Annotated in this window: 27 protein-coding genes; 1 reads left to right on the plus strand and 26 read right to left on the minus strand. The window is 64.6% G+C overall.

The genetic code is table 11. The features are described 5' to 3' along the window. Positions 1-7: 7 nt before the first annotated feature. From P9239_RS02750 to P9239_RS02855, 22 genes are all read right to left on the minus strand, one after another. Complete coding sequence (locus P9239_RS02750) at positions 8-1,135, minus strand: sugar ABC transporter substrate-binding protein (RefSeq protein ID WP_309748971.1); 1,128 nt, start codon at positions 1,133-1,135, stop codon at positions 8-10. 39 nt (positions 1,136-1,174) lie between these two features. Then, positions 1,175-1,954 carry an N-acyl homoserine lactonase family protein gene (locus P9239_RS02755; protein WP_309748972.1) on the minus strand — a complete coding sequence of 260 codons (780 nt, stop codon included), beginning with the start codon at positions 1,952-1,954 and terminating at the stop codon, positions 1,175-1,177. A 13-nt stretch (positions 1,955-1,967) separates the two neighbouring features. Then, the gene (locus tag P9239_RS02760; RefSeq protein ID WP_175942647.1) at positions 1,968-2,900 is read right to left on the minus strand and encodes a 3-keto-5-aminohexanoate cleavage protein; all 933 of its coding nucleotides are present in this window, start codon (positions 2,898-2,900) and stop codon (positions 1,968-1,970) included. 15 nt (positions 2,901-2,915) lie between these two features. Continuing rightward, the gene (locus P9239_RS02765; protein ID WP_309748974.1) at positions 2,916-3,722 is read right to left on the minus strand and encodes an SDR family oxidoreductase; all 807 of its coding nucleotides are present in this window, start codon (positions 3,720-3,722) and stop codon (positions 2,916-2,918) included. 47 nt (positions 3,723-3,769) lie between these two features. Continuing rightward, on the minus strand, positions 3,770-4,504 hold the full coding sequence (locus tag P9239_RS02770) for a GntR family transcriptional regulator (RefSeq protein WP_404980162.1): 735 nt from the start codon (positions 4,502-4,504) through the stop codon (positions 3,770-3,772). A 306-nt stretch (positions 4,505-4,810) separates the two neighbouring features. Further along, the gene (locus P9239_RS02775; RefSeq protein ID WP_309748976.1) at positions 4,811-5,341 is read right to left on the minus strand and encodes a hypothetical protein; all 531 of its coding nucleotides are present in this window, start codon (positions 5,339-5,341) and stop codon (positions 4,811-4,813) included. A gap of 69 nt (positions 5,342-5,410) precedes the next feature. After that, entirely contained in the window at positions 5,411-5,965 is a 555-nt protein-coding gene (locus P9239_RS02780; RefSeq protein ID WP_309748977.1) for a hypothetical protein, read from the minus strand. 501 nt (positions 5,966-6,466) lie between these two features. After that, positions 6,467-7,843, minus strand: a complete 1,377-nt coding sequence (locus P9239_RS02785) for a sensor histidine kinase (protein WP_309748978.1) — start codon at positions 7,841-7,843, stop codon at positions 6,467-6,469. Further along, entirely contained in the window at positions 7,824-8,501 is a 678-nt protein-coding gene (locus tag P9239_RS02790) for a response regulator transcription factor (RefSeq protein WP_309748979.1), read from the minus strand. Before P9239_RS02790 ends, P9239_RS02785 begins: the two co-directional genes overlap by 20 nt. Beyond that, positions 8,498-9,805 carry an MFS transporter gene (locus P9239_RS02795; protein ID WP_309748980.1) on the minus strand — a complete coding sequence of 436 codons (1,308 nt, stop codon included), beginning with the start codon at positions 9,803-9,805 and terminating at the stop codon, positions 8,498-8,500. Before P9239_RS02795 ends, P9239_RS02790 begins: the two co-directional genes overlap by 4 nt. Positions 9,806-9,897: 92 nt before the next feature. After that, positions 9,898-10,887, minus strand: a complete 990-nt coding sequence (locus P9239_RS02800; RefSeq protein ID WP_309748981.1) for a quinone oxidoreductase — start codon at positions 10,885-10,887, stop codon at positions 9,898-9,900. Between the two features lie 64 nt (positions 10,888-10,951). Next, entirely contained in the window at positions 10,952-11,959 is a 1,008-nt protein-coding gene (locus tag P9239_RS02805) for an ABC transporter substrate-binding protein (protein WP_309748983.1), read from the minus strand. Between the two features lie 205 nt (positions 11,960-12,164). Continuing rightward, positions 12,165-13,019 (minus strand): peptide-binding protein, encoded by an 855-nt coding sequence (locus tag P9239_RS02810; protein WP_309748984.1) that lies wholly within the window; start codon positions 13,017-13,019, stop codon positions 12,165-12,167. An 84-nt stretch (positions 13,020-13,103) separates the two neighbouring features. Then, positions 13,104-14,069: a VOC family protein gene (locus tag P9239_RS02815; protein ID WP_309748985.1), complete on the minus strand. Its 966-nt coding sequence runs from the start codon at positions 14,067-14,069 to the stop codon at positions 13,104-13,106. Between the two features lie 16 nt (positions 14,070-14,085). After that, complete coding sequence (locus P9239_RS02820; protein ID WP_309748986.1) at positions 14,086-15,582, minus strand: aldehyde dehydrogenase; 1,497 nt, start codon at positions 15,580-15,582, stop codon at positions 14,086-14,088. 16 nt (positions 15,583-15,598) lie between these two features. Then, positions 15,599-16,408: an aspartate dehydrogenase gene (locus tag P9239_RS02825; protein ID WP_309748987.1), complete on the minus strand. Its 810-nt coding sequence runs from the start codon at positions 16,406-16,408 to the stop codon at positions 15,599-15,601. Then, complete coding sequence (locus P9239_RS02830; protein WP_309748988.1) at positions 16,401-18,068, minus strand: thiamine pyrophosphate-binding protein; 1,668 nt, start codon at positions 18,066-18,068, stop codon at positions 16,401-16,403. The genes P9239_RS02825 and P9239_RS02830 overlap by 8 nt, the downstream gene beginning before the upstream one ends. Then, positions 18,061-18,858 carry an SDR family oxidoreductase gene (locus tag P9239_RS02835; RefSeq protein WP_309748989.1) on the minus strand — a complete coding sequence of 266 codons (798 nt, stop codon included), beginning with the start codon at positions 18,856-18,858 and terminating at the stop codon, positions 18,061-18,063. Before P9239_RS02835 ends, P9239_RS02830 begins: the two co-directional genes overlap by 8 nt. Further along, complete coding sequence (locus P9239_RS02840; RefSeq protein WP_309748990.1) at positions 18,859-19,692, minus strand: IclR family transcriptional regulator; 834 nt, start codon at positions 19,690-19,692, stop codon at positions 18,859-18,861. Continuing rightward, positions 19,689-20,510, minus strand: a complete 822-nt coding sequence (locus P9239_RS02845; RefSeq protein WP_309748991.1) for an alpha/beta hydrolase — start codon at positions 20,508-20,510, stop codon at positions 19,689-19,691. Before P9239_RS02845 ends, P9239_RS02840 begins: the two co-directional genes overlap by 4 nt. Before the next feature lie 11 nt (positions 20,511-20,521). After that, entirely contained in the window at positions 20,522-21,061 is a 540-nt protein-coding gene (locus P9239_RS02850; RefSeq protein WP_309748992.1) for a cupin domain-containing protein, read from the minus strand. 23 nt (positions 21,062-21,084) lie between these two features. After that, positions 21,085-21,855 carry an SDR family oxidoreductase gene (locus P9239_RS02855; RefSeq protein ID WP_309748993.1) on the minus strand — a complete coding sequence of 257 codons (771 nt, stop codon included), beginning with the start codon at positions 21,853-21,855 and terminating at the stop codon, positions 21,085-21,087. 334 nt (positions 21,856-22,189) lie between these two features. On the opposite strand from P9239_RS02855, the gene P9239_RS02860 reads away from it, so the two are divergent. Beyond that, entirely contained in the window at positions 22,190-23,263 is a 1,074-nt protein-coding gene (locus P9239_RS02860; RefSeq protein ID WP_309748994.1) for a porin, read from the plus strand. A gap of 54 nt (positions 23,264-23,317) precedes the next feature. On the opposite strand, the gene P9239_RS02865 is transcribed toward P9239_RS02860, so the two are convergent. The 4 genes from P9239_RS02865 to P9239_RS02880 all read right to left on the minus strand — a co-directional run bounded on the left by P9239_RS02865 (position 23,318) and on the right by P9239_RS02880 (position 26,746). Further along, positions 23,318-24,247: an IclR family transcriptional regulator gene (locus tag P9239_RS02865; protein WP_309748995.1), complete on the minus strand. Its 930-nt coding sequence runs from the start codon at positions 24,245-24,247 to the stop codon at positions 23,318-23,320. A gap of 94 nt (positions 24,248-24,341) precedes the next feature. Beyond that, complete coding sequence (locus P9239_RS02870; RefSeq protein WP_309748996.1) at positions 24,342-25,301, minus strand: PDR/VanB family oxidoreductase; 960 nt, start codon at positions 25,299-25,301, stop codon at positions 24,342-24,344. 12 nt (positions 25,302-25,313) lie between these two features. Then, the gene (locus P9239_RS02875) at positions 25,314-25,730 is read right to left on the minus strand and encodes a RidA family protein (RefSeq protein WP_309748997.1); all 417 of its coding nucleotides are present in this window, start codon (positions 25,728-25,730) and stop codon (positions 25,314-25,316) included. Beyond that, complete coding sequence (locus P9239_RS02880) at positions 25,727-26,746, minus strand: aromatic ring-hydroxylating dioxygenase subunit alpha (protein WP_309748998.1); 1,020 nt, start codon at positions 26,744-26,746, stop codon at positions 25,727-25,729. The genes P9239_RS02875 and P9239_RS02880 overlap by 4 nt, the downstream gene beginning before the upstream one ends. Positions 26,747-26,757 lie beyond the last annotated feature (11 nt).

The raw sequence follows: 26,757 nt of genomic DNA on the forward strand, positions 1-26,757 counted from the left end.
GAGCGCCTTAGTCCTGGTTGCCCGTGAGCGCCGCGTTGAAGCCGACTTCCTTCGTATCTTCGGAATAGATGTCCGCGAACCAGCCCGGCGGCACCTTGTCCGGACTGAATGCCGTGCACCCCGCCTTCAGTTCGTCGATGCTGCCGGTCTTGCACAGCTTCGATTGCGCGTTCTCCACGAGCGGCAGCTTCAGTGTGATGTGCTGCGGGAAGTCCTTGCCGTCGAGCTTCGCGACGGCCATCTTGAGCGCCATCGCGCCGGAGTACGGCGGCGCGCCGTAAGAGATCGAACGGTAGCCGATGGAGCGATACGCGCCCTGTCCCTTGACCTCGCCCGGCGGCAGCATTTGCACGCGATGACCATTCGACGACTCGCCCGCGCATGGCTTGATCTTGTCGTCCGCGATGCCTGCGTCGAGTTGCATCGACGCCGCCGTGAAGCAGCCGACCTGCATCCACAAGCCGTCGATCTTGTCCCAGCTATTGGTGGCTAGAATCTTCGACAGTTCGGTCTTGGCGGTCGCCTGGCTCCACATGCCGGTGCCTTCCGCGACGATCTTGATGCCCGGATACTTCGCGAATACGGCCTTCGCGGCTTCCGTGCGCGCACGGTCCACGGATGTACCCGGCACGCCGTTGATCAGCACGATGTTGCCTTTGCCGTTGATCGTCTTTGCGAGCCATTCGGCGGTCACGGTGCCCGCCTGATGCTGGTCGATGTTCACGTTATGCGCGCACGGCTCGGTCACTTCGGCGTCGTACGCCGCGACGACCACGCCCTTCGAGCAGGCATTCTTGATCGCGCGATTAAGCGCAGTCGGCGAGATCGGATAGATGATGATGGCCTTCGCGCCTGCCTGCACCATCGAGTTGATCTGCTGAATCTGCTTCTGCGCATCGGTGCCCGCGACCTGCACTTCGAGATCGACCTTGTCTTTGAGCGCCGGTGTATTCGCCATGGCCTTGACCATGTTCGCGGCTTCTGTCTGCCAGTCGTTGCCGACATAGCTCATCGACAGGAAAATCTTGTACTTGCCCGCTGCGTGCGCGCTTCCCGACATCGCAAGCGCCGTCGCCATCGCGAGGCCGAGCACCGCCCGGCCCGCATGACGGATCGTATTCGTCCATGCTTTCATGTCTTCCTCCGCTGGTTGTCTTCTTGACTGCTTTCGGACTTACGCCTCTTTCACAACATGCGGCAAGCGCGCGCTCGCCGGCAATGCGATGCCCGCGCTTCCCGCCACGACGTTGGGATCGTGTCCGGGAATCACGAAGTCGGCGATCTGGCGTATGCGCGCAAGCGACCGCATTTCGGCGAGCGTCTCGTGCACGATGCCCACCGGCACCAGATCGACGATGTTCTCCATGCAGTTCGCGCAATCTCCCGCGATCAGCACGACGCCTTCTTCCGTATCGACCGCGACGGACTGATGGCCCGGCGTGTGACCCGGCGTCGGCACGACGCGCACACCCGGCACGATATCGGCGACGCCGTGCACGAACTGCCAGCGGAAGTACGCAAGCGGCTCGCGGCCGATGAGGAACTCCTGGTAATAAGTGGCCTGCGTCGGCAGCGGGCGACCCGCGTATTCCCATTCCTGCGCCTGCACGATGAATCGCGCGTTCTTGAAGAGCGTATTGCCGCCGGAGTGGTCGTAGTGCAGATGCGTGTTGATGACGATATCGACCTCGTCCGCGCCCCAGCCGACGTATTCCTTCAGCGCGCGTTCGAGCCTTTCTTCCGGCGCCTGATTGCACGGGCAGACGAAGCTGGAAACCCAGCCCGGATCGTGGATGCCTGTATCGACCACGATCTTCTTGCTCGCCCCGACGATTGCCGTGGACCACACGGGCACTTTGATCGGTTGACCGAAATAACGGCCATAGACTTGCGATGAGCGATCGACGGTGAGCCATCCCGTCGGCATCGCGACGACTTTCAGCTTCGCGCTCACGATGCGCTCCCGGTCAGAAGTTGGTGTTGTCCGCGCCCTTCAGTTGCAGCATCTGGCGCGCTTCAGCGGGCGTCGCGATATCGAGCGACAGCCCTTCGATCACCTGTTTGATCTTGCGCACCTGCGCCGCGCTGGAATCGGCGAGCTTGCCGGGTTCGATCCACAGCGAGTCTTCCAGTCCGACGCGCACGTTGGACCCTTGCGCGACGCCGATGGACCCGAGCGCGATCTGGTTGCGGCCCGCGCCGAGAATCGACCAAACGTAATCGCTGCCGAACAGGCGATCGGCGGTCCGCTTCATGTGTGCGAGGTCTTCCGGATGCGCACCGATGCCGCCCAGAAGCCCGAATACGCTCTGCACGAAGAACGGCGGCTTTGCCAGCCCGCGATCCACGAAATGCGCGAGGTTGTACAAGTGCGAGATGTCGTAGCACTCGAACTCGAAGCGCGTGCCGTTCGCGCCGCAGGACGTGAGGATGTATTCGATATCCGCGAACGTGTTCTTGAACACGAGATCGCGACTGTTCTCGAGATGCTTTCGCTCCCAGTCGTGCTTGAGCTCCTTGAAGCGATCGAGCATGGGATAGAGCCCGAAGTTCATCGAACCCATGTTCAGCGATGCGACTTCCGGCTGAAAGTGATGAGCGGGCTTCAGGCGCTCGGCCACCGTCATGTGCGGGCTGCCGCCGGTCGTCAGATTGATGACCGCGTCGGTTTCCGCTTTGATGCGCGGCAGAAACTCCTGAAACACGGCAGGGTCCTGCGTCGGACGGCCATCGTTCGGGTCGCGAGCGTGAAGGTGAATGATCGCGGCGCCTTCCTTCGCGGCGGCGAGCGCGGCATCGCCGATTTCCTGCGGGGTGACCGGCAGATACGGCGACATCGACGGCGTATGAATAGCGCCGGTCGGTGCGCAGGTGATGATGACCTTGCGTTTCGTTGCCATGGGATCCTCGTGCGTTTAGAGAACTTCGACGTTGCCGCACACCGAGATAGCCTGTCCCGAGATGCCGCTGCCCGCAGGCGAGCACAGGAAGAGCGCGGTGGCCGCGACCTCTTCGGGCGTCGTCATGCGACGCAGGGAAATCTTGGCGAGGTATTGCTTCTCCATCTCTTCGTAAGAGAGATTGAGCTGCTTGGCACGCGCGTCGATCACGCGTTCGATGCGCGGGCCTTTCACGATGCCCGGCTGAATAGCGTTCACGCGTATGTTGTCCGGACCGAGTTCGATGGCGAGGCTTTTCGTCATGCCGACCACGGCCCATTTCGTCGCGGCGTAGGGCGTGCGGAAGGCGTAGCCGAGACGCCCCGCCACCGAAGACAGCGCGATGATCGTGCCGCCGCCCTTCGCCTCGCGCAGCATCGGCACTGCAAGGCGGGCGAAGTAGAACTGCGCGTTCAAGTTGACGTCGACGGTGTCTTCCCACGCCTTGACGTCGATTTCGTCGACGCCGCCCGTAGGACCGGCAATGCCGGCGTTGTTCACGAGCACATCGAGTCCGCCCAGCTGGCTATTGACGTCCGCGAAGACGCGCTCGACTGCATCGCGGTCGGATACGTCCGCGAGCGTCGCCGTGATCGGGTTCAGTTCCGCGCTCGCTTCGGCCTTCGCAAGCTCGTCGATGGCTTGCTGGCTGGCATCGCATACGTGGACGCGCGCGCCCGCATCGACGAACGCCCGCGCGATCACGAGCCCGATGCCCGATGCGCCTCCTGTGATCAGCACGCGCAAGCCCGCGGGCGGCTTCAGCATCTGCAGAACCGTCATTGTCCGTCTCCTGTTGTTTTCATTCGTTCTACGAATCTTTGTTCGACTCAGGCCTGCGCCAGATTGCCGCCGCCGTCGTCGCTTTCTTCGTCGCTCGTGGCGCTTTGCAAGCGCTCCTGCAGATCGGCGGCGGCGTCGCCGATGTCCTCCTCGATACCGGCGCGCGCGCCTTCGCCGTCGCCGCGCCACAGCGCCTCGACGATATGACGGTGCGCGGCCATCGACCGTCGCATGTGAGGAATGTCGGGCGCGACGAGGTTAAGGAACGGACCGATGCGCATCCAGAGGTTCTGGATGGTCGCTTGCGTAATGTCGCTCGCGCCCTGCGCATAGATCGCGCTATGAAATCTGAAGTTGCTGCGCAAGTAGGCGGCGACATCGCCCGCTTCCACATGGCCATTCATCTCGTCGAATATGTCCTGCAGCGAGGCAAGATGCTCGCGGGTCATGCGCGATGCCGCTCGTCGCGCGACCGCGCCTTCCAGCGCAATGCGCACGTCGCGGAGCTCTTCGAGCAGTTCGAGCGTCATCGGCGGGACCATGAGTGCCCGGCCGGGTCCGTCGATCAGCGCGCCTTCCGCCTGCAAGCGCGTGAGCGCGGCGCGAACCGGCATCGTCGAGGAGCCGACCGCTTCGGCGACACTGCGCAGACTCAACAGTTGCCCGGGCGCGAAGCGTCCGGTCATGATCGCTTCCCGCAGCTGCATGTAGACGCGGCTCGCCATGGTCTCTCGTGCAACGAGTTCGAGTGCGGGTAAATCCGGTGATGCGCGAGTCGCCACGAATAGACCTCCCGAAAAGCACGTCCGTTTGCCGCTGTGATGTGTGATCACACCGCAATGGAACGCAGTTTGGGCAGTGTCGCTAAACGAGTCAACTAGGTGAAAACGCGGAGTTCGTATGCGACGAACGTTGTCGCTGTTGCGGGGGGCGTTTGATGCAGAGGTGGAAGAGACGAAGACGCGATGTGACGCGTCAAACATCGTTCGTAGTGCTTTCTATTCGCTGACGGGTTGCTGAACTGGCGGCGAAGCAGGTGCTGTTGCGCTAACTAATGCCCTGCTTGCGCCGGAAATGCCATAGGAGTCTCAGTAGTGAATGGATAACGGCTCGGGATGTTCCTGCGTTATCACACAGCTGGACTCGACCGGCCAGCCCGCCGCGGTAAGCGGCGGGGTATAACGCTGGCATTGGCCGTTGGTGCCCAGGGTATACGACGAGACCGTCAGCAGCTGCGAGTTCGTTTCCGGCGCAACGTAGACGGTGACATCCGACCCTTTCCTCAGCGTGAATGCAGGCCGCCCCGCAGCGGTGCCGGGCACGAGCGGCGCCCCGCTGCAATCGCTCGAATAGTACTGGTTCTGGAAGTACCATCCCCACATGAATTCGGTGGCCGAATAGACGGTCTTGTTGCCGGTGCCGGAGATTTGCCGCCGCATGATCGGCACGAACGCCGGCGCCCCGTTCACCGTCACGAAGACACCGGCGCTGCCCTGTGCATATTTCAGAGCGCCTACTTCTTGGCCGTTCGCATCGAAGACATGCAGATTGTGCCGATGATGAGCGTGTTCCATTTCATCGGCGAACGACGTCGTCGCGCTTGCGCACAGCAGCGTCAACAGAAAGATTCCGCGCATGGCATGTACCTCAAGGCCACATTCGTTCAGGGAAGACGCGTGTGCGCTCGACTAATGCCACCGCCCTGCGTTTCCGGCCGGAACCCGGATGGTCAGCGGTTCCGGATAAGCGCCGGTCAGCGAGAACGTGCTTTCCGTCGACCATCCGTATTCCGTCACCGGCGTGCTCGAAGCCGTGCACGTGAAGGTCGGCCCCGCCCGCACGGACCCGATGGACACGGGAGCGGAGTTGGTTGCAGGCGCGACGTATAACGTGACGTCGTTGCCGAGCCGCACGGTCGTCGTTGGCCGGATGCCTGTCGTCACCGTGATGACAGGCGTGCCGCTGCAATCGGTTGACGTGAAGTCGACTGCATTCAAGCCCGACCATCTGAATTGCGTAGCGGAATAGACCGTTTGCGGACCGCCGTCGCCCGACACGATGACGCGCTCGATGGGAACGAATGCGATAGCACCGTTCACTGTCAGATAAACGCCGGGGCCGCCATAGTCGTCCAGCGGTCCGACGAACTTGCCCTGAGCGTCGAACACCTGGGGCGTCCCGCCCCCCGCGAACGCCGCCGACAGATGCAGCAGCAAGCACACTGAAACGACCATAGCACGCATCTTTTCACCTCTCTCTCGTCTGTTGCGCGCATTGCCGAATGAGCGAACAGCCTGGCAACGTATCAGTTAGGATAGGACGGCTTCGACGTATTGCAAAGTTAAAGCGCCAGAACGCACGAATGTGCTGACGCAGCATTGGGAGCACTCTGTCGCGTCTAAGCTGATTGATTGAGTCCATCGCTCAGGTGGTCTTAGTTTTTCGATGCGAAGCGCCCCGACGCACGATGGATGAGCTGAAACCCTCTCCCACCGTTGCCAGCGTCAACGCAGCCGAACGTAAACACTGCGATAACAGCAGACGAATCGTTCGTTCACTTACGCGGTGAGTGACTGAGTGTACTCAGGGTAATCAGTTCGAGCATTCTGCGGTGCAACGAAGTCGGTCGAAGCTGGCTTCTCTGCATGATGCGATGGGCACTTATCGGCCCGTGATTGTCCTTGACTCCAGTGCTCAAAAGCGAGACGTTCTGCACAACGACACAGCTCGCCGATGAACCTGCATCATTCAGCGGTAATGCCTGGCAACGTCACGATCACGTTCGTTCCCCGGCCTGCGGAAACGTCGGAGAGTGAGATCGTGCCGCCATGCGCGCGCACAATCTCGCGGGCGATCGCGAGACCCAGGCCGCTTCCCTCTTCTTCCGATGCGCGAAAGAACGGCTCGAAAACGCGGTCGCGCAAAGCGGCGGGAATGCCCGGACCTTCGTCGACGACAACGATGCGTACCACGGCCTCTTTCTGTTGCGCCTCGATGGTGACGCGCGTGCCGCCTGGGGAATAGCGTATCGCGTTGTCGATCAGATTCGAGATCACAGCCGACAAAAGCGGTTCGCTGCCCGTCACGACGAGCTTACCGTCGAACGAAACGGCCAGCTCGATATCTCGCCGTCTTGACATGAGCGCCAGCTCCTCCAGGGCGCGCGTCACGACGGTTCTCAAATTAACTGCCTCGCCCGCGAAGGCGGTGTAGTCGGCGGCCTCGGCCTGAGCGAGGATCAGGAGTTGATTAATCAACGTCACCATCGCGCGGTTACTGTGATGCATCGCGGCCAGCGTTTCGCGCACTTCGTCCAGACTGTTCTGCCGGCGCGCGTACTGAAGCTGCGATCCGAGCAACGTGAGCGGCGTGCGCATCTGATGCGCGGCCGCCGCGATGAACCGACGCTGCGTAGCGGTCTGCCGCTCGATCACGTCGAGTGATGCGTTGAAAGCCGACACCATCGGCTGAAGCTCGGTGTGAAGATCGGTTGAATCGATGCGCGCGCGGCTGCGCAGCGGGTCCGCCATCAGTCCGCGCGCGAGCTTGCCGAGCGGCCTCAGTTCGAGCGCGAGGCCCGCGCAGACGAGCAGGATCGCCGCGACGATGCTGCCGAGGATATACACGAGTTGCGGCTTCCACAGCGACGCGATGAGCGCATCACGGGACGTGAGCGTGCGCCCGAGCGATACGATCAGCCCGACCGTCCGCCCGCTGTCCACCATCGGGCGTTCGAGCGAGACGGCACGCACGGGAAGGTCGCCGACCTTCGCGTCGTACCACTGCGGCGAGCCGGTGAGCGTCGTGCGCGGAAAGTCAGACGTGCCCGCGATCACCGCGCCGCCCGCTATCTCCACGCGATAAAACACCTGATCGCCTTCTTCCGTGCCGACAATCTGGATGGTGCTCGGCGAGATGGACGCGACGAGATCGTGGCCGCTCCAGCGGACGTCGGCGGCCATCACGCGTGCCGCCGCGAGCAGGGCAGCATCCTGAAGGAGACCGGCGGTGCGCCGCGCGTTCACGTGCGTGACCCAGGCGGCGATCAGCCCGAAAACGGTCATCGGCACGATGAGCCAGACGAGGAGGCGCGTGCGCAGGCTACGTCTGCGGCTCGACATGTTCGAGCAGATAACCGAGCCCGCGCAGCGTGATGATCGCGGCCGTGCTCTTCTCGATCTTCTTCCTGAGCCGCGAGATATAAATTTCGATGGCGTCGCCGCTCGGCGGCGCATCACGGTCGTCGATGGCTTCGGCCAGCACCGCCTTCGACACCGTGCGGCCCGTTTGCAGAATCAGCGCCTCGAGCACGGCATGTTCGCGCGGCGTGAGCGTGAGCACGTCGTCGTCGATGAAGAACCGGCGGCGGTCCATGTCATAAACCAGGCTGCCGCAGCGAAGGCGGTTCGAGCGCCCCGGCGCGTGGCGCCGCGCCAGCACCTTGATGCGCGCGACCAGCTCGCGATCGTCGAAGGGCTTGACGACGTAGTCGTCCGCGCCGTCGCCGAGACAGATGACCTTCTCGCCGATATCGCCCGTGGCGGTCAGAACCAGCACGGGCGTGTCGTTCGCTTCGGCGCGCATACGCCGCAGCACCGCTTTGCCCGACATGCCGGGCAGGTTCAGATCGAGCAGCACCACGTCGTAACGCGGGCCGGCGAGCGCCGCCACGGCCGCTTCGCCATCAAGGACGTGATCGACCAGAAAGCCCTCGGCCGTGAGCGTTTTCGCGAGCCAGTGCGCGAGTTGGCGGTTGTCTTCGATCAGCAGAAGTTTCATTGCTCGGGAACGCTTTGCCAGCGATAGCCGTCGCGGGCTTCGCGCGAACGGTACAGCACGAGCGTCGCCGCCGCACCGCACAACGCGGCCGCGCCCATCCATGCGCCGGGCGCGGCCTTGTCGCCCGTGAAATGAATCAGCGACGTCGAGATAGCCGGCGTGAAGCCGCCGACCAGCGTGGCGAGGCTGTAGGCCATCGAAAAACCCGTCGTGCGCACGTGCGCCGGCATCAGCTCGGTGAGCGCGACGACCATCGCACCGTTGTACCACGCATAGAGCACGGAAAGCCACAACTCGACCAGCAGCAGACGCTCGAAGGACGGCGCGGCGACGAGCCATTGCATCGCCGGATACGAGGTCAGGACCGTCAGCACCGTGAAGAGCAGCAGAATCGGGCGGCGGCCGACGCGGTCGGAAACAGCGCCTGAAATGGGCAGCCAGATCAGGTTCGACAAGCCGACGCAGACGGTCACGGTAAGCGAGTCGATGGACGACAGATGCAGCACGGTCTTGCCGAAGGTCGGCGTGTACGTGGTAATCAGATAGAACGAAGCCGTCGTCATCACGACGAGACCCATGCCCGCGACGATCAGACCGGCGTTCTGCAGCATGGACAGCATGATCTCGCCCATGCGCGGATGATGCTTGCGCGCGGCGAACTCATCGGTTTCGCGCAGCGTGCGGCGAATCAGGATCAGGAACGGCACGATCAGGCAGCCGATCAGAAACGGGATGCGCCAGCCCCATGCGCTGACATCGGCGGGCGGCAGTATCTGATTGAGCAGTACGCCAAGCGATGCGGCCGCGATCACCGCGACCTGCTGGCTGCCCGATTGCCATGCGCAGAAGAAGCCGCGCTTGCCGGGCGTCGCGATCTCCGCGAGATAGACCGACACGCCGCCCAGTTCGACGCCGGCGGAAAAGCCTTGCAGCAGGCGTCCGCACAGCACGACGACAGGCGCGGCCAGTCCAATCGACGCATAACCCGGCACGAGTGCGACGCACGCGGTGCCGATAGCCATCAAAGCGAGCGAGAGCAGCAGACCCTTGCGGCGTCCGTGGCGGTCCACATAGGCGCCGAGCACGAGCGCGCCCACCGGACGCATCACGAAGCCCGCGCCGAATACCGACAGCGCGAGCAGCAGAGACACGAATTCGCTTTCCGCCGGAAAGAACGTGCGCGCGATGGCGCTCGCGTAATAGGCGTAGACGGTGAAGTCGTACATCTCGAGGAAATTGCCGCTGACCACGCGGAAAACCGCGCGAAACGGCGAATCGGTATGGCTGCGAGTCTGGGAAGTCATGAGGTCCTCTCACGTCCGAAGGACGAATTCCGTCACCGGCGATGCTTGCGCGCCGCCGGACGATGTCTGCTGCAATTGAATGCCTGCCCGATCTAGCCGATGTCCATCACGGCCTTGCCGGACTGGCGGCGTTCCTCGAGCGCGGCGTGCGCTTCCTCGACGTTGTCGAGCGTGTAGCGCCCGTTTATCTCGACGCGCAGTGCGCCTTGCGCGATGGCCGCGAACACGTCGTCGGCGCGGCGTTGCACGGTGGCGGCATCGGCGAGATGATCGGCAAGACGCGGGCGCGTGAGAAAGAGCGAGCCCGCCTCGCCGAGTTCATAAGGATCAAGATCGCGCATCGGCCCCGTCACGGAACCGTAGTTGACCACGAGACCGCGCACGCGCGTCGCGCGGAAGCTGTCGCGCAAGGTGGCCTTGCCGACAGCATCGAAGACGACATCGACACCGCGACCATCGGTCAATTCGCGAACGCGGTCCGCGAAGCCGCCGTTCTCGTAGAGCAGCACGTGATCCGCGCCGCGCGTGCGGGCGATGGCGGCCTTGTCGGGCGTGCTCGTGGTCGCGAACACTTCGGCGCCGCGCCGCTTCGCGAGCTGCACCAGCAACTGCCCGATCCCGCCCGAGGCCGCATGAACGAGACAGGTCATGCCGGGTTCGAGCTTCGCCACGTCGTCGAGCAGATAGTGCGCCGTCGAGCCCTGGAAGATCGCGGCGGCAGCCGTGTCGTAACCGATGCCGTCCGGCACGCGCGCGAGCCGCGCGGCAGGCACGATCGCATAGTCGGCGTATGCGCCCCACGCAATGCACCACGCCACGCGTTGGCCCGCGCGCACCGACGTCACGCCCGCGCCCGCCTTCACGACCTCGCCGGCGCCTTCCATCCCGAGCGTGCAGGGAATGCGCACGGGATACGTGCGCGAATCGCGATACTTGCCTTGCCGCGTATGCACGTCCATGAAGTTGATGCCCGCCGCGACGACGCGCACGAGCACCTCGCCCGGTCCCGGCCTCGGTATCTCTATTTCGACGCGGCGCAGCACTTCGGGGCCGCCGTATTCATGAATCTGGATGGCTCGCATGGAGCGTGTCTCCTTCTTTTCGAGTGATGTTCGGGCGCTGCCGCTTCGCACGCGGCCGTGTTGGTTATTGCGCGGCGTCGACGAAACGGTCGGTCCAGGTCCGCGAGAGATCGATGTGCGCCGGCGATACGTCCGCATCGACCTCGGAGAGAATCGCGAGCGCCGTAGGCGGCGCTTCGGGCGGCATACGCCCCGTCGGCGAGAACGCAGGCTTCATGACGGCGAGCGCGTGGCGGTAGCCCGCAGTGTCGCCGCCTTTGAGCGAAGCGGGCACCGCCGCTTCGATCTCGGCTTCGTCGTGTGTCTGGATAAAGCGCAGCGCCGCATGGACCGCGCGCACGAGGCGCCCGGTTTCGTCAGGATGCGCGTCTATCCACTCGCGGCGCATGTAGACGCACGGGCCGACGTATGAGCCGCCGAGTCGGGCGCGCGTGTCCGCTGCGCCGCGCAGATCGACGAGCGCACGCGCCGCGCCGCGCGACATGAGACGCGTCGCCGTCGGTTCCTCCGTCATGCCGGCGTCGATCGCGCCCGACACGATCGCCTGCTCGAACGCCGCCTCGGTTGGGAGCGGGACCACGGTATAAGCGTCGGACGCCACGCCCGCGCGCTTTGCGAGATAACGGGTAAGCACGTACGTCGACGAGCCGAAGCCTGTCACGCCGAGCTTGCGGCCGCGGGCGTCGGCGAGGGTTCGCATCGCGCGCGCACCGTCGTCGTTGCGTGCAAGTTCGATGACCCCCGCGGACTGGCCGAGCACGATCACCGATTGCACATCCATGCCGCGGCTTTGCAGCGCGACGGCGTGGTCGTAATAGCCCACGGCGCCCTGTATCGCGCCGGCGACCAGTTCCGTGGACACATCGATGCCGGCGGGCGACGACATCACGCGGACATCGAGTCCTTCGCTGCGGAAATAGCCGAGCCGGTCCGCGAGAATCACCGGTAGATAGACGAGTTTGGCGGCGCCGCCGGTCATGAGCCGGATCGGCTGCGCGTGCGCCGCCTGTGCCGCGCATAGCGCGAGCGCAACGACGAAAGCACGGACGGACGGCCTTGCGCCAAACGGCATCGAAAGACTCCTCAGCATCGGCGGGACGCCTGCGCAAGGCCGACGTCGAGATGACTGGAAGTATAAAAAACCGTCCCCTTCTGAATGCTTTCCGTCGCGGATGTGTTTTCTACGTGATTTCCCGGAACGCGACGCGCGCAGTTCGGATGCGCTTGCGGGATGAGGCGCTCTTGCGTGGCGTCATCGCGCTGGCCTGAGATTCCATCTAGTGCCAAGACTCGCCGCCATGCGGAGGTCCGCCATGCTGAGGCGGCGGGCCTTGCCACTGTGGCAGTGCGCCGCCATGTTGCGGCGGTGGTTCGTTCCGCTGCGGCGGTGGTCCACCATGCATCGGCACGGCGCCCGCCTGTGGAGGCGGACCGGCGCGCATCGGCGCGTTGCCGGGTTGTGGTGGAGGGCTTCCATGTATAGGCGCGGCGCCGGGCTGCGGATGGTCGCCACGCACTTGCGGCAACCCGCCTTGCATCGGCGCAGCGCCAGCTTGCGGCGGAGTGTTCTGGTACATAGGCGCGGCGCCCGAGTGCGGATGCGGTTCGCCACGCTCTTGCGGCGGCCTGCCCTGCATCGGCCCGGGGCCCGCGCCCCGGGAAGGCGGCATCTCACCGCGCGGCGGCCAGCCGCCCTCCGGCGTCGGAGCGCCATGCGGGGGCGGCGGACGGTGCTCCCAGCGCGGCTCATCCCGATACCACGAGCGATTGCGGTAGTAGCTCCCCCAGTAGTTGCCGATCACGAAGCCGACGATCGGCACGCCGATCACGGTTCCATACGTCAAGACGGGGACATAGCTGCCCTGATACGGGTACGCGAGGCTGCCGCCATAGGCCCAGCCGCGCAAGTCGGGTGCGGCGACGTCGCGCCAGGTGTATCCGTCGACACAGCCCATGACCGTTACCGTCACGCCAGCGGGCAGTTCCGCGACGGTAGGGTAGTCGTCGCCGGGGCCCGCGTAGACGACCAATGGCGCGCTGGTATAAGCGACCGACTGCGCGAACGCCGTCGCAGGCACCGCCGATAGCGCGGCCACGCCGATAAGCGCCGCGTGAAAGAGCCGTATTGCCATCGCATCCCCGCCTGAGGTTCCCGGAAGCATCTGAAGAACCCTACCGCAATTCCGATGCCCTGCGGACGCGACGCGCAACAACGGTCACCCCTGCTTCTGCTCCGTCATGAACTTGCCCGCCGGCGCGTTCGCATTCTTCTGACGGCGTGTGACGCCGTCGATGCCGCCATCCACCGCCCATTCGGCGAACACGGTCGGACCCGGTTCGAAATCGCGCGGTTGCCATTCGGGCGTGAGTTGATCTTCGTCCGCGTAGTATTCGATCAGACCGCCCGCCGGATTCTTGAAGTACCAGAAATACGCCGACGACACCGGATGCCGCCCCGGCCCGAGCTGCGTTTCCCAGCCGCACCGGCCGATATGCAGGCCGCCGCCGAAGACTTCGTGGATATCGCGCACTGTGAAGGCGACGTGATTGAGGCCGCGTTTGCCCGTCGGCAATTGCAGCAGGAAGACATCGTGATGGCCGCCGTGCGGCGCGCACCGCATGAACGCGCCGCGTTCGGGATACCGGTCGGACATCTCGAAACCGAGGCGCTCCTCGTAGAAGCGTTGATGCTCGGCCAGACAGTTCGTGAAGAACACGACGTGACCGACTTCCACCGGCTCCGCATGGTCGTACACGGGACTCGGCGTGTCGACGCGCAGCGTCTGCCCCCACACGTTGGAGGGCGAGCCCTTCACGTCGATGGCGCGCTTGCGCGTCACTTCCACGCGCACCGCCATGCCGTTCGGATCGATACAGCCGACCGCGTCCTGCTGCGAGTAATAGCCCGGCGCACCTTCGAGCCGCGCGCGGTAGCCGTCGAGTTCTTCCGCCGTCGCGACGCCCCACGTCACTTCACGCAGCGTCGGGCCGTCTTCGAACGCGGGCGGCAGCGCCGGATCGTCCGCCCGCACCACGAGCACCGTGCAGCCATTGAGCGTTTCGAAGCGCGCGGCGGTTTCGTCGTGCGCGACTTCGTGCATCCCCCAGTCGGAGAAGAAGCGGCGGCAGGTGTCGAGATCGTCGACGCCGTAGGTGATCTGTTCGATGCCAAGAATGGTCATGATGCTTCGTGCTCCGTTAATTCGCCCACGCGAGCGGCGCGTCGTTCAAGCCCCAGTAGAGGCTCTTCTGCTGCATGTACTCGCGAATCCCGAGCCGCCCTTTCTCGCGGCCCATGCCGCTGTCCTTCCAGCCGGAGAACGGCGTGGAGATGGAGAACAGCTTGTATGTGTTGATCCAGACCGTGCCGGCTTCCAGCTTGCGCGCAACGCGCCATGCGCGCTTGTAATCCCGCGTCCAGATGCCTGCGGCGAGTCCGAACACGCTGTCGTTCGCCTCTTCCAGCAGCGCCGCTTCGTCGTCGAACGGCATGGCGACGAGCACCGGCCCGAAAATCTCTTCTTGACAGATGCGCGCGCTGTTCGACAACCCTTCGATGATCGTCGGCTGATAGAAATAGCCGTTCTCGCGGTTCTCACCGACAGGCCGTTCGCCACCGCACACGAGACGCCCGCCTTCTTCCAGCCCGATGGCGACATAGCGTTCCACCGATTCGCGGTGCTTCGCGGTGATGAGCGGGCCCATCTGCGTTCGCTCGGACGACGGATCGCCGACGCGCAGCTCGCGCGCCTTCGACACCAGCCTGCGCATGAATTCATCGTAGATGGGACGCTCGACGAAGAGCCGCGAACCCGCGATGCACGCCTCGCCCGACGAACTGAAGATGCCGTACAGCACGCCGTTCACCGCGTGATCGAGGTCGGCGTCGGCGAAGACCATCGTCGGAGACTTGCCGCCGAGTTCGAGCGACACCGGCATCAGCTTTTCCGCCGCGATGCGCGCAATCCCGCGACCGACTTCGGTGCCGCCCGTAAACGATACCTTCTTCACGAGCGGATGACGCACCAGCACGTCGCCGATCACCGATCCCTTGCCCGGCAGCACGCTCAGCACGCCCGGCGGCACGCCCGCTTCCTCGCAGATGCGCGCGAGCGCGAGCGACACGAGCGGCGTGACTTCGGCGGGCTTGAGCACGACCGCATTGCCGCCCGCGAGCGCGGGCGCGAGCTTTTGCGCGTCGGATGCAATCGGCGAATTCCACGGCGTGATCGCCGCGATGACGCCGATCGGCTCGTGCACGCTCATGGTCAGATAGTCGCCGCGCGAAGGCGTGAGTTCCTCGTCGAGTGTTTCGAGACACGCGGCGTAGTACCGAAACGTGTTGGCCGCACTCGCGACCAGCACGCGCGTTTCGCCGATCGGCTTGCCGTTGTCGCGGCGCTGCAACTGCGCCAGCGCTTCGTGACGCGCCATGATGAGATCGGCGATGCGGTACAGCACCATCGCGCGCTGATGCGGCTTGAGGCCCGCCCAGTCGGCCTTGCGCCACGCGATGTCGGCGGCTTCGACGGCTTCGCGCGCGTCGTCGGCATCGGCGGTGGAAATTTCGGCGTTGACCGAGCCGTCGGCCGGATAGAGGCTCGCGAAGGTCGCGCCGCGGCCGCGCTTCCATACGCCGCCCACGAAGATATCGGCGGACGGAACCAGCGAGGCGATGATGTCTTGATCGGACATGTCGTGCTTCCTTGAATCAGATCACGCAATGCGCCGCGCGGTTGCGCAGCGCGCGAATGGCGCTAAAGGCGGTGAGCGCGGAGGTCTTCGGGTTGTCGGGCAGCGGCTTGCCGCACATTTCCAGCGACATCTCGCCGAACGCGCCCGTCGCCACGATGCGATGCACGTTGCGCGTGACCTGCGGATCGGCAATCAGCCGCACGCGCGTTTCATCGAGGCCGAGGCCCGCGAGCGCGACGGTCGCCGCGACGTTCGCGTTCTTCGGATACAGGCGCGCCGCTTCCCGCGCGCTGCCTTCGAAAATCACGCGTGCTTCGCCGAGCGAGTGCAGATCGCACACGGCTTCAGCAGGCGTGCCGAGCCAGCCGACAGGCGGCTTGCGGCCGATGTACTGCACGTCGTCGAGACCGCCCTGCTTGGCCGCCGCGAGCGCGTCGATGCCGCCGATGGCGCCGGAGAGCAGCGTCACCGTCGCGTTGCCTTCGGTCGCCGCCGCCTGCAACGCGTCGAGCAGCGCTACGTCCGACAACGCGCCGATGGATGCCACCGCGCAGTCCGTGCCGGAGCGCAGCAGCGGCACGACGTGATCGACGAGCGCGCCGTGGCCCGCGCATTCCAGCGCGAAGCGCGGATGAACGCGCAGGGCCGCGACCGAGCTGACCACATCGACGTCCGGACCGAGCTGCGCGCGCACTGCATCGATATGGTTCGCCGGCACGACCACTTGCGCCACGCGCACGAACGGATCGGCGGCGACGGCGCGATACACCGTCTGCCCGATCGCGCCGAAGCCGATCATCGCGACATCGATGGCCTGCTCACGCATGCTGCGGCTCCTCTTTCTTGACCGGCGGCCCGGCGAATGCGGTCGTGAACGATCCGACCGAAAGCATGTCGACTTCGACCATCACCGGGCCGCTCACCGCCATGCCTTCGCGAACCACGGCTTCGGCCTGGTCCATCGACGAAATGCGGTAGTGCTTGAGGCCGAAGCTCGCGCAGAACTGCGCGAAATCCGGCTGATGCAGTTGCACGAAGCAGCGCCGTCCGCCGTATTGCGCGTCCTGAATGTTGCGGATGACGCCGTAGCACTGGTCGTTCATCAGCACGATCATCACGTTGGCGTTTTCCTGCACCGCTGTGACGAGTTCGCCGACGTTGACCATGAGACCGCCGTCGCCGACGAGGCAGACGGTCTTGGCCGCCGCATTCGCGAGCGCCGCGCCGATGGCCATCTGCACGCCCTGTCCGATGCCGCCGCCGAGCGCATGCACGCCCGCGCGCGGCTCGAAAATCTTCAGCATGCGGTTACCCCACGTGCTGTTCGAGATCGTCACGTCGCGCACCCAGTTGAAGTCGCGGCCCACGGCGCGTTGCAGCGCATCCACCAGTTGCTTGTACGGGCCGAGACCCTTGCCCGTTTCCGCGACCGCCACTTCGCGCGTCGCGGCGAGGTCCTGCGCGAACGCCGGATCGACGTTCAGGCGGCCTTCCAGCAGCGTCGCCAGTTGATCGAGGATGGCGGCGGCATCGCCATGCACGAACTGCGCGTTGCGATAGCCGCGGTTGTCCGCGAGCGCATCCGCGTCGATCCTGTACAGCGGTTGCGGCAGCGCGAGCTTGTACTTGAGCGTCTCGTTGCCGCGCAACCGCGAGCCGACGACGAGCATTGCGTCACACGTGCGGTAGAAGTCCTCCACCGTCGATTGCACGTTGAACGCGCCGAGCGTCGCGGGATGATCTTCGGGCAGCACGCCGCGTCCCTGCACGCTCGTCACCACGCCGAAGCCCAGCTTCACGAGCCGTTCCACCTGCGGACGCGCATGACGCGCGCCGCCACCGAGCCACAGAAGCGGACGCTTCGCCGTTGCGAGCGCGTCGGCGAGTTGTTCGACGCGTTTGCTGTCGTGCGTCGGCAAGCTCACGTGGGGCGCTGCGAGATCGGCGGGCCATTCGACGCGCGCCGCCTGAATGTCTATCGGAATCTCCACGCTGACCGGACCGGTCGGCGCGGTCCGCGCCACGCGCACGGCTTCGCGCACGGTGGCGAGCGCCGTATCGACCGAACGCACACGGAAAGCGGCTTTGGAAATGGACGAGAGCATCGTCAATTGATCCGGCGCTTCGTGAATGTAGGCGAGGTCCTGATCCAGATACGTCGTCTCGATCTGACCCGTGATGTGCACGAGCGCGGTGCCCGCGGTCAGCGCCTCGACCATCGCGCCGGCGGCATTACCCGCCGCCGTGCCGGTGCTCGTGAACGCGACGCCGAGACCGCCCGACACGCGAGCGAGGCCATCGGCCATGTTCAGCGCGCCCGCCTCGCCGCGCGCGCCCACGTAACGGATCTTGCCGCGCGTGTTGATCGCGTCGAGGATCGGCATGTTGTGAATCGAGATGACGCCGAATGCGGTCTCTACGCCGCACTGTTCGAGAAATGCGGCGATCAGTTCGCCGACCGTCGTGGTCGTCGTGGTATTAGACATGACGTGCAACGCCTCCTGAGACATCGATATGGCTTCCCGTCGTGTACGACGACATCGGTGTGGCCAGATAAAAAAGGGCTTGTGCGGCTTCTTCGGGACGCCCGAAGCGGCCGAGCGGAATCTTCTTCTGACGCGCGAGTTCGCCCGTCCAGTCTTCCCAGCTTTGACCCGGCTGCGCCTGCGTGCGGTAGCGGCGGCGCCACTGTCCCGATTCGACGATGCCGATCAGAATCGAATTCACGCGCACGCTGCGCGGCGCGAGTTCCACCGCCAGCGACTTGACGAGATTGAGCACGCCCGCGCGCGCCGACGAGGTCGCCACCATGTGCGCTTCCGGCTGTAGCGCGAGCAGCGAGTTGACGCAGACGATCGCGCCGTGCGGCGACGCTTCAACCATCGGCAGAAACGCGCGCGTCGGGCGGATGATGCTGAAGTATTTGAGATCGAGTTCTTCGCGCCAGGCGTCGTCGGTGGTATCGGCGAACGTGGACACGCGGCCCTGCCCCGCGTTGTTCACCAGCATGTCGACGCGGCCGAACGCACTGCGCACGCCTTGGGCGAAACGCGCGACGTCATCGGCATCGAGTACGTCGCAGCGCGCAACAAGCAGCTTCGCGTCCGGATGTTCCTCGCGTAACGCAGATTCCGCGCTGGCGAGACGGTCGGGATCGCGTCCGCAGATGGCCACCGACGCGCCCGCCTGCAGGAAAAGCCGCGCCGTGGCGAGCCCGATGCCGGACGATCCGCCCGTCACCACGGCCACCTTGTCTGTGAGATCGATCTGTATCATTCAGAGTCCCAATGCCTTCATGAAGCGATGTTCCGCGGCGGGCCGGTAGTTGAGCCGCAGCGAAAGTTGATGAGCCGTATCGCGCACCTTGTCGATGAGTCCGCTTTCGATGAGCGTCGTGTCGATATGCGCGCGCGGCACTGTCGTGGTGACGACCGCCGCGATGCGTCCGGTGTCGCCGCGCACCGGCGCGCTGACGACCGAAATGCCGTGCTCGAACGACGATTCGCTGGTGGCGTAGCCGCGTTCGGCATCCACCTTCACGCGGTCGAACAGTTCTTCCACTGTGCCGGGCGTCTGGCTCGTGAAACGTTCCAGCGTGAGTCCGGCATACAGTTCGCGCAATTCGTCGAGGCTGAGATCGCCCATCAGCACATGGCCGTGCGTGGTCGCGTGCGCCGGCAGGCGCGTGCCGACGTTGACCTTCACCGCGCTGAAGCCGTTCGCGTGGCTTTGCGCCTTGGCGACGAACACGACATCGCGTCCATCGCGAATCACGATGTGCGTCGAAAGGCCGGTGTCGTCGCGCAACGCTTCGATCAGCGGCAGCCCGTGATCCGTCAACTCGAGCGAACTCAGGTATTCGAAGCCGAGACGCAGCACCGCGACGCCGAGCCGATAGTTGCGCTCGCTGTCGGCGCGCTCGAGAAAGCCGAGCGCTTCGAGCGTTTGCAGCAGGCGGAATACCGTCGTGCGCGGAATGCCGAGACGACGCGACAGTTCCGGCGCGCCGAGCACCGGCTCGCGCGGCGAGAACTCGCTCAGAATGCGCAGGCCGCGTTCGAGACCGGGCACGCGATACGCGAGGTCGCCTTGTTCTTCCGCCGGGGTCATGCCTTCGTCTCCTGTTGCGCGAATGTGCCGATGAGCGCGTTATACGTATCGGGCTGTTCGATGTAACCCGCGTGGCCCGCGCCCTCGATCAATCGCAACGGCACGCCCGCCGCCTGCGCGATGCGCTCGCACGCGTGCGGCGTCGTGATGCGATCCTCCGTTCCGACCGCGACCGACACCGGACCGCAATAACGCACGACATCGCTCACAAGATCCGCGTTGGCGAGCAAATGCGTCGCCTGCGCATAGCCTTGCGGCACGATGCGCGCCATGTTCCAGCGCACCCAGTCGCGTGCGACCTCGCTCGCGTTCGGCGAGAGCATGTTCGCGCTGCGTTGCTCAGCGAGTCCTTTCGGCCCGAGTTGCGCGAGCATTGCGAGGCGGCTGTCGCGTTTCTGCGCGCGCTCCTCCTCGCTCGCGGCGCCGTAGCCGCCAGCCGGCGACAGCAGCAGCAAGCCCGCGACACGCTCCTCGTGCATCGCCGCGAAGCTGCCCGCGATGATCGCGCCTAGCGAATGCCCGACGAGCACGCAGCGTTCGATGTCCAGCGCGTCGAGCCAGCCGCGCAAGGCATCTGCGTAATCGACGGCGTGCGGTGACGCCGGAGCCACGGGCGTCGAGTCGCCGTAGCCCGGCGCGTCCCACGCGAGCACGCGCCGCGTCGCGCCGAGCGCATCGAGTTGCTGCACCCACGACGCCGCGCCCGAGCCGATGCCGTGCAACAGCACGATGGTCAGCGACGCAGCGTGCGTCGAGCCCGCCTCGCGATACGCGATCCCGCTCACGCGGCGCGATGGAAACGCGTTTGCATCGAACATGATGGCGCCGCTTATTTGGCGAGTTCGCGCTTGATCTTCGCGAGCGGCGAATCCGGCGGATACGTCGGCGTGACGGGCTTTGCCGATCCGAGCATCACGCACATCAGCGCGTCTTCCTCGCCGATGTTGATTTCCGTTCGATACACGCCCGGCGGCACCGAAATGAGATCGCGCTCGCCGAGCACCGATTCCCACGTTTCGCCGTCGCGTTCGCAGATCACTTTCATCTTGCCGCGCAGCACGAAGAAGATTTCCTCGACGTCCATATGGATGTGGCTCGGGCCGACGTTGCCTGCGGGAATGACCATCGTCGAGAACGTGAAGCCGCCTGCGGGCACCGTGTTCACGTCCTTCGCGACACCCGTGCCGCCGGTGCCGACATAACGCATCTGCGCACGGCGATACTTCGGGTCGTAGTCGGCCTGAAACTTGAGCGCGTCCCAGTCGTAGCGGCGCGTGGCGAAGCGCGCCACGCGTGTTTCCATCCATTGTTCGAAGCTCGCGTCGGCGGGCTGGTCCCACGATTTACGTTCGATATCGGCGTCGGCCATCGTCAATCTCCTTGCGGAAGTCATCAGTTCATTACGAAGCCGCCGTTGACCGGCAGCACTTGACCCGTCACGAAGCGGGCCGCATCGGACAACAAGAACAGCACGGGGCCGGTGACGTCATCGGCCACTTGCGGCCGCGTGAGTGCGCGGCCCTGCTGGTAATACGCGTGGCGCTCGGCCGGCACGTAGGCCGTCGCTTCCACTTCGGTGAGCCCCGGCGCGATCGCGTTCACCGTGATGCCGTGCGCGCCGAACTCGCGTGCGAGCGAACGCGTCATCGAGATCACGGCGCCCTTGCTCGCAACATAGGCGAGCAGCTTCGGCGCGCCCCACATCGCCGTATCCGATGCGATGTTCACGACGCGCCCGCACGACGATTCGCGCAGAAACGGCAAGGCCGCGACGCACATGCGCCACGTGCCGCGCACGTTGACGTTCATTACCGCGTCCCACGTTTCGATGCTCAGCTCGTCCGCGAACCGGCCGCCGGAATTGGTGATCGCGGCGTTGTTGATCAGCGCATCGACGCCGCCCATGCGCTGCGCCGCGCGCACCACGAACGAGTCGATGTCCGCGGGGTCGGCGAGATCGAGCGGCATGAAGTGCACGTCGTCGCCGAGACGGTCGGCAAGCGCCTGCCCTTCGGCGTGCAGGACATCGCCGAAGAGCACTTGCGCGCCTTGCGCGGCCAGCGCCTCGACGAACGCCGCGCCGAGACCGCGTGCGCCGCCGGTCACGATCACTCGCCGCTGTGCCAGTCCGCCGCCTGTGTTGTCGGTCGATTGGAGACTCATCGTGGCTCCCGTTGTTCGTTCCATATACGGAACATCGGTTTATCTATGGTTAATTATAGGGTGGCGGAGGCATCGATCAAAAATGAATTTTGGCGACTTGGGGAAAACACTATGCGCACGCCAGAATGCGCGCGTTGCGACGACTGTCTCTGCAAAAAGCCGGTGTCCACCCCGGGTAAGCCCGAACTAGAAAGTTATTTTGTCGATTTTGGACAGTCACTATACTTTTCCATAGGCGATACGTCGTTCCTTATATGGAACACAAGAAGCGGCGCCGACCACACGGACGATGGAACAGAAGCGATTGGATAACCACACATCAGGAGTACCAACGGTGAAACGCATCATTGCCGCGGGCGCGGCAGGTATCGTGATCAGTTCGACGGCGGCGGCGCAGAGCAGCGTCACGCTCTACGGCAGCCTCGACGCGGGCATCGCTTATGTCAGCAACGTCGGCGGACATTCAAAGTGGATGGAAGAGCAGGGCAACATGCAGCCCGACCGCTGGGGCCTCTTCGGCACGGAGGATCTCGGCGGCGGCTTGCACGCGGTCTTCAAGCTGGAGAACGGCTTCTACACGAACACCGGCAATTTCGCGAAGGCGGGGACGCTATTCAACCGGCAGGCGTATGTCGGCATTAGCCAGGACAAGATCGGGCTGATTTCGCTCGGTCATCAGACGCCGTTCAATTTCGACGTGCTCGGGCCGTTCAGCACCGCGTATCAGGCGGCGAGCTGGTTCGCGTTCCATCCGGGCAACATCGACGAACTCGCGGATACGGGCATCGTGCCCTTCGACAATTCGGTCAAGTTCCGCTCAGTGGACTACTACGGCTTCACCGTCGGCGCGATGATGGGCTTGGGCAACACGACGAACTTCGCGACGGGCCGCAACTACGGCTTCACCATCACGTATGCGCAAGGGCCGTTCAAGGCGGGCGCCGTGTATTCGAACGAGCGCAACCGCACGCCGTCGATCGTGACGACAGGCATCACGACCTTTCAAGGCCAGCCGGCGGGCACGTATGCGGCCGATAACGTCGAAAACATGGGCGCGGGGCTTTCGTATCAGATCGGCAAGCTGCAACTGCACGGGCTCTATACGCGCGTGAAGCTGCAGTCGAACGGCTTCTCCGACCTGTACCAAAGCTACGATGCGGGCGCAAATTATCAGTTCACGCCGGCCAACAGCGTGTCGGGCGGCGCTTCGACGACCACGCTCTCGGGCCGCCGCTGGACGCAGGTCGAGATCGGCGATATCTATGCGCTTTCGAAGAGCACGCAGATCTACGTGAACGTGATGTACGAGCACGCGAACGACAACGCGAAAGCCGCGTTCTTCACGGCGGGTGTGTCGGGCGGACGCAACCAGACGGTCGTGCTCACCGGCATGCATCATTCGTTCTGACTGTCGGCCGATGCAGCGCGGCGGTGCGCACCGCGCCGCCGCGTTTTACATGCGTCAGACGTTCGCGTATGAAAGCGTCGGATCGCCCACGCGCGGTCGATAGTTGAGCCGCGCCGAGAGGTCGAGTGCGGCCTGGCACGCCCGCGCCACGAGCGGCGCGCGTTCGTCTTCGCTGATATCGGAGCGCGGCACGGTCACCGTCAGCGCCGCCACGATGCGCCCGGTCTGATCGCGCACCGGCGCGCTGATCGCCGAAATGCCGCGCTCGAATGACGCTTCACTTACTGCGTAACCCTGCGCCGCAGTCGCGCGAATCCGCTGATACAGCTCATCGACGGTCGCGGGCGTGCGCTCCGTGAAACGCTCCAGTTGACGTTCGGGATAAAGACGACGCAAGTCGGCGGGCGTCAGATCGCCCATCAGCACCTGTCCGTGCACGGTCGCATGGGCGGGCAGTCGCGTGCCGACGTGTACCTTGACCGAACTGAACATGGGATCGCGCGTTTGCGCGCGCGCGACAAAGACGACATCGCGTTCATCGCGAATCAGCAAATGGGCGCTCAGGCCGGTATCGTCGCGCAGACGGTCGAGGATCGGCTGGCCGAAGTCGGTGAGTTCGAGCGAACTGAGATATTCGAAGCCGAGCCGCAGCACCGCGACGCCCAGCCGGTAGCTACGCTCGTCCGCCGCGCGCTCCAGAAAGCCGAGCGATTCAAGCGTTTGCAACAGGCGAAAGGTCGTCGTGCGCGGAATGCCGATGCGCCGCGACAGCTCGGGCGCGCCGAGGACCGGTTCGTGCGACGAAAACTCCGCGAGGATGCGAAGTCCGCGCTCGAGCCCCGGCACGGAATAGCCGGAGCCGGCGGCCGGATCGTCGTCAGATGCGGATGCGGATTCCACGCCCGCCGCGTCGTGTTCTTGTTTTTCGCGGGCCGTGTCCGCCTTGGACGGCTTCGTCGTGCGTGTCGTGGTTGCTCGCGCCATGATCGGCAGAATCGCAGAAGGAAAGATTAGCGATGATAGCGTGCCGCGAAGCCGGGTCCTGTGTTTTCCTCGCTCCGTGGCGCGAGCCGGCGCGTCAAAGATCGAGAACGAGCTTCTCGCCCTTGCAACCCGATACGCATACCATCATGACCTGATTCGTCGCGCGTTCGGATGCGCTCAGCACGGAATCGCGATGGTCCGGGCAGCCGCCCAGCACTCGCGTTTCGCACGAACCGCAGATGCCTTCCATGCAGCTATGCTCGACTTCCACGCCTGCTTCGAGCAATGAGTCGAGCAATGTCGCGCCGGGCGCCACGTCGATCAGCTTCTTGCTGCGCGCCAGTTCCACGCTGTAGCCGTGATTCAGGGCAGGCGCGGCCTGCGGGACGGCCTGAAACCGTTCGATATGCCGGTTCGTGATGCCGACCGCTTCGCACGCTGCATCGAAGGCGTCGAGCATCGGCGCGGGGCCGCAGCAGTAGACGTGCGCATCGGCGGGAACCTGCGACAAATACGCTTTCAGATCGGCGGGGCGGCGGTCGTTCTCGTCGTCGAAATGCACGTCCAGCTTGCCGCCGAGCGCCCGCAGTTCGTCGATGAACGCCGCGTGCTCGGCACTGCGCGCGCAGTACAGCATCTGCACCGGCCGCCCGAGTTCGATCAGGCGCCGATACATGCACAGGATCGGCGTCACGCCGATACCGCCCGCGATCAGCACGCTATGCCCGGCGTTTTCATCGAGCGAAAACAGATTGCGCGGCGCCGACAACTGCACGCTCATGCCCACGCGGAAGTTGTCGTGGATGAAGCGCGAACCGCCCCGCCCTTTCTTGTCGATCTGCACGCCGACCACATAGCGGTCCGTCTCGCCGCACGGATTGAGCAGCGAATAGCTGCGCAAGAGTCCGCTCGACAGATGCAGGTCGATATGCGCGCCCGGCTCGAAGCCGGGAAAACGTTCGCCGCGCGGCGGCACCAGTTCGATGCTCATGATGCCCGGCGCCTCGTGACGCAACGTGCGAACGAGGGCTGTCATGCTGGGTGAATTGCTCATCTTTGCGTCTCTCTACTTGGCCGCGCGCCTCGCGATATCCAGCCGCGCGCACGCTTCGATCTCCACGCGCAGTTCCGGAAACACGAGACCCGATACTTCGACGAGGGTCGAACACGGATACGCGCCGCCCGCTTGCACGTGCTCGTCGAAAAATGCTTTGCGCGCGCGTCCGACTTCCGTCTTGTCGGCGATATCGGTGACATAGACCACGAGCTTCGTGATGCAGCCGGTGTCGCCGCCCGCCGTCTCGACGAGCGCGCGGATTTTCTCCAGCACGCGCATCGTCTGATCGTAAGTGGACAACCCGTCCGCCGGATGCGCGGTCATGCCCGACATCACTATTTCGTTGCCGATGACGAGCGCGTTGCTCCATGTCGCGTGCGGCGCGTCGGGAACCTGCTCGCAGTGCACGCGCGCAACGGTCGTCATCGCGCCGCCTCGCCTTCGATCTGCGCCTTCGCGAGGTTCTTCAGATGACGGCGCAATCTCACGATGCCCATATCGTGCTGATACAAATGTTCGTTCTTGTTCGCATCCGGCTCCATGAACTCGAGGATCTCGCGATCCTGTTCGAGCACGGCCCAGTGACGCGCTTCCAGACGATTGCGATACAGGAAGCGCCACGTATCGCGCTGCCAGCCTTCGACCTTGCGGCAACGCCAGTGAAACACGGCCGCGAGATTCGGCGCAATCGGCGTATAGCTGCCGATGATGATGAAGTTGCCGCCGGGACCGCCCGTCTTCGGATACGGGATCTCAAGGCGCATCCAGTGCGTGCCCGTATCGGCCCATTCGGTCCAGTCGAAGTTCACGTCGCGCTGACCGACCTTCTCGAAGACGAAACCGCGGTCGGTATCACGGATGGTGAAGGTCGCGCTGATGTCGCCTTCGGACATGGAATGCGACTGCTTGTGAAGGTAAGCGCCGTGCATCGGGTCCATCACGTTGTCGAGCACATAGCGATAATCGCCCTTCCATTCCGTGTAGCACAGGAAGGAAGAGAACGCGTCGCCCGTCAGCTCTTCGGGCAGCACGAGCGGCGGCGCTTCGTCGATGTTGGTCGCCGAGTTGTACAGCCACAGCGCGCCGGCGCGCTCCTGGACATGGAACGAACGCGCGCCGCGCGAGCCTTCGAGCTTGCAGCCGGGGCTGCCCGGCACCGAGGTGACGACGCCGTCGCAGCGCACATGCACGCCGTGGTAGCCGCACTGAATGCGATCGCCCAGCACGACGCCGCGAGAAAGCGGGGCGCCGCGATGCGGACAATGGTCTTCGAGCGCATACGGCGTGCCGTCGGTATCGCGCCAGAATACGAGCTTGCGGCCGAGCCGGCGCAGCGACACCGGCTCCTGCTTCACGAACGATGACGGGCAAATGGGGTACCACAGGTTCTGCAAGCCGCGTTGCAGCGTGCTTTCGATGTCGTCTTTCTGATTCGTATTCATGTCGGTCTTCC

It is taken from the genome of Caballeronia sp. LZ062, from assembly GCF_031450785.1.
Taxonomy (GTDB): domain Bacteria; phylum Pseudomonadota; class Gammaproteobacteria; order Burkholderiales; family Burkholderiaceae; genus Caballeronia.

What these genes read in the sequence shown, in the direction of transcription:
- P9239_RS02750 (WP_309748971.1), bottom strand. Translation starts at nt 1,135, where the DNA reads ATGAAAGCATGGACGAATACGATCCGTCATGCGGGCCGGGCGGTGCTC.
- P9239_RS02760 (WP_175942647.1), bottom strand. Translation starts at nt 2,900, where the DNA reads ATGGCAACGAAACGCAAGGTCATCATCACCTGCGCACCGACCGGCGCT.
- P9239_RS02765 (WP_309748974.1), bottom strand. Translation starts at nt 3,722, where the DNA reads ATGACGGTTCTGCAGATGCTGAAGCCGCCCGCGGGCTTGCGCGTGCTG.
- P9239_RS02780 (WP_309748977.1), bottom strand. Translation starts at nt 5,965, where the DNA reads ATGCGTGCTATGGTCGTTTCAGTGTGCTTGCTGCTGCATCTGTCGGCG.
- P9239_RS02785 (WP_309748978.1), bottom strand. Translation starts at nt 7,843, where the DNA reads ATGTCGAGCCGCAGACGTAGCCTGCGCACGCGCCTCCTCGTCTGGCTC.
- P9239_RS02790 (WP_309748979.1), bottom strand. Translation starts at nt 8,501, where the DNA reads ATGAAACTTCTGCTGATCGAAGACAACCGCCAACTCGCGCACTGGCTC.
- P9239_RS02795 (WP_309748980.1), bottom strand. Translation starts at nt 9,805, where the DNA reads ATGACTTCCCAGACTCGCAGCCATACCGATTCGCCGTTTCGCGCGGTT.
- P9239_RS02800 (WP_309748981.1), bottom strand. Translation starts at nt 10,887, where the DNA reads ATGCGAGCCATCCAGATTCATGAATACGGCGGCCCCGAAGTGCTGCGC.
- P9239_RS02805 (WP_309748983.1), bottom strand. Translation starts at nt 11,959, where the DNA reads ATGCCGTTTGGCGCAAGGCCGTCCGTCCGTGCTTTCGTCGTTGCGCTC.
- P9239_RS02810 (WP_309748984.1), bottom strand. Translation starts at nt 13,019, where the DNA reads ATGGCAATACGGCTCTTTCACGCGGCGCTTATCGGCGTGGCCGCGCTA.
- P9239_RS02815 (WP_309748985.1), bottom strand. Translation starts at nt 14,069, where the DNA reads ATGACCATTCTTGGCATCGAACAGATCACCTACGGCGTCGACGATCTC.
- P9239_RS02820 (WP_309748986.1), bottom strand. Translation starts at nt 15,582, where the DNA reads ATGTCCGATCAAGACATCATCGCCTCGCTGGTTCCGTCCGCCGATATC.
- P9239_RS02825 (WP_309748987.1), bottom strand. Translation starts at nt 16,408, where the DNA reads ATGCGTGAGCAGGCCATCGATGTCGCGATGATCGGCTTCGGCGCGATC.
- P9239_RS02830 (WP_309748988.1), bottom strand. Translation starts at nt 18,068, where the DNA reads ATGTCTAATACCACGACGACCACGACGGTCGGCGAACTGATCGCCGCA.
- P9239_RS02835 (WP_309748989.1), bottom strand. Translation starts at nt 18,858, where the DNA reads ATGATACAGATCGATCTCACAGACAAGGTGGCCGTGGTGACGGGCGGA.
- P9239_RS02840 (WP_309748990.1), bottom strand. Translation starts at nt 19,692, where the DNA reads ATGACCCCGGCGGAAGAACAAGGCGACCTCGCGTATCGCGTGCCCGGT.
- P9239_RS02845 (WP_309748991.1), bottom strand. Translation starts at nt 20,510, where the DNA reads ATGTTCGATGCAAACGCGTTTCCATCGCGCCGCGTGAGCGGGATCGCG.
- P9239_RS02850 (WP_309748992.1), bottom strand. Translation starts at nt 21,061, where the DNA reads ATGGCCGACGCCGATATCGAACGTAAATCGTGGGACCAGCCCGCCGAC.
- P9239_RS02855 (WP_309748993.1), bottom strand. Translation starts at nt 21,855, where the DNA reads ATGAGTCTCCAATCGACCGACAACACAGGCGGCGGACTGGCACAGCGG.
- P9239_RS02865 (WP_309748995.1), bottom strand. Translation starts at nt 24,247, where the DNA reads ATGGCGCGAGCAACCACGACACGCACGACGAAGCCGTCCAAGGCGGAC.
- P9239_RS02870 (WP_309748996.1), bottom strand. Translation starts at nt 25,301, where the DNA reads ATGAGCAATTCACCCAGCATGACAGCCCTCGTTCGCACGTTGCGTCAC.
- P9239_RS02875 (WP_309748997.1), bottom strand. Translation starts at nt 25,730, where the DNA reads ATGACGACCGTTGCGCGCGTGCACTGCGAGCAGGTTCCCGACGCGCCG.
- P9239_RS02880 (WP_309748998.1), bottom strand. Translation starts at nt 26,746, where the DNA reads ATGAATACGAATCAGAAAGACGACATCGAAAGCACGCTGCAACGCGGC.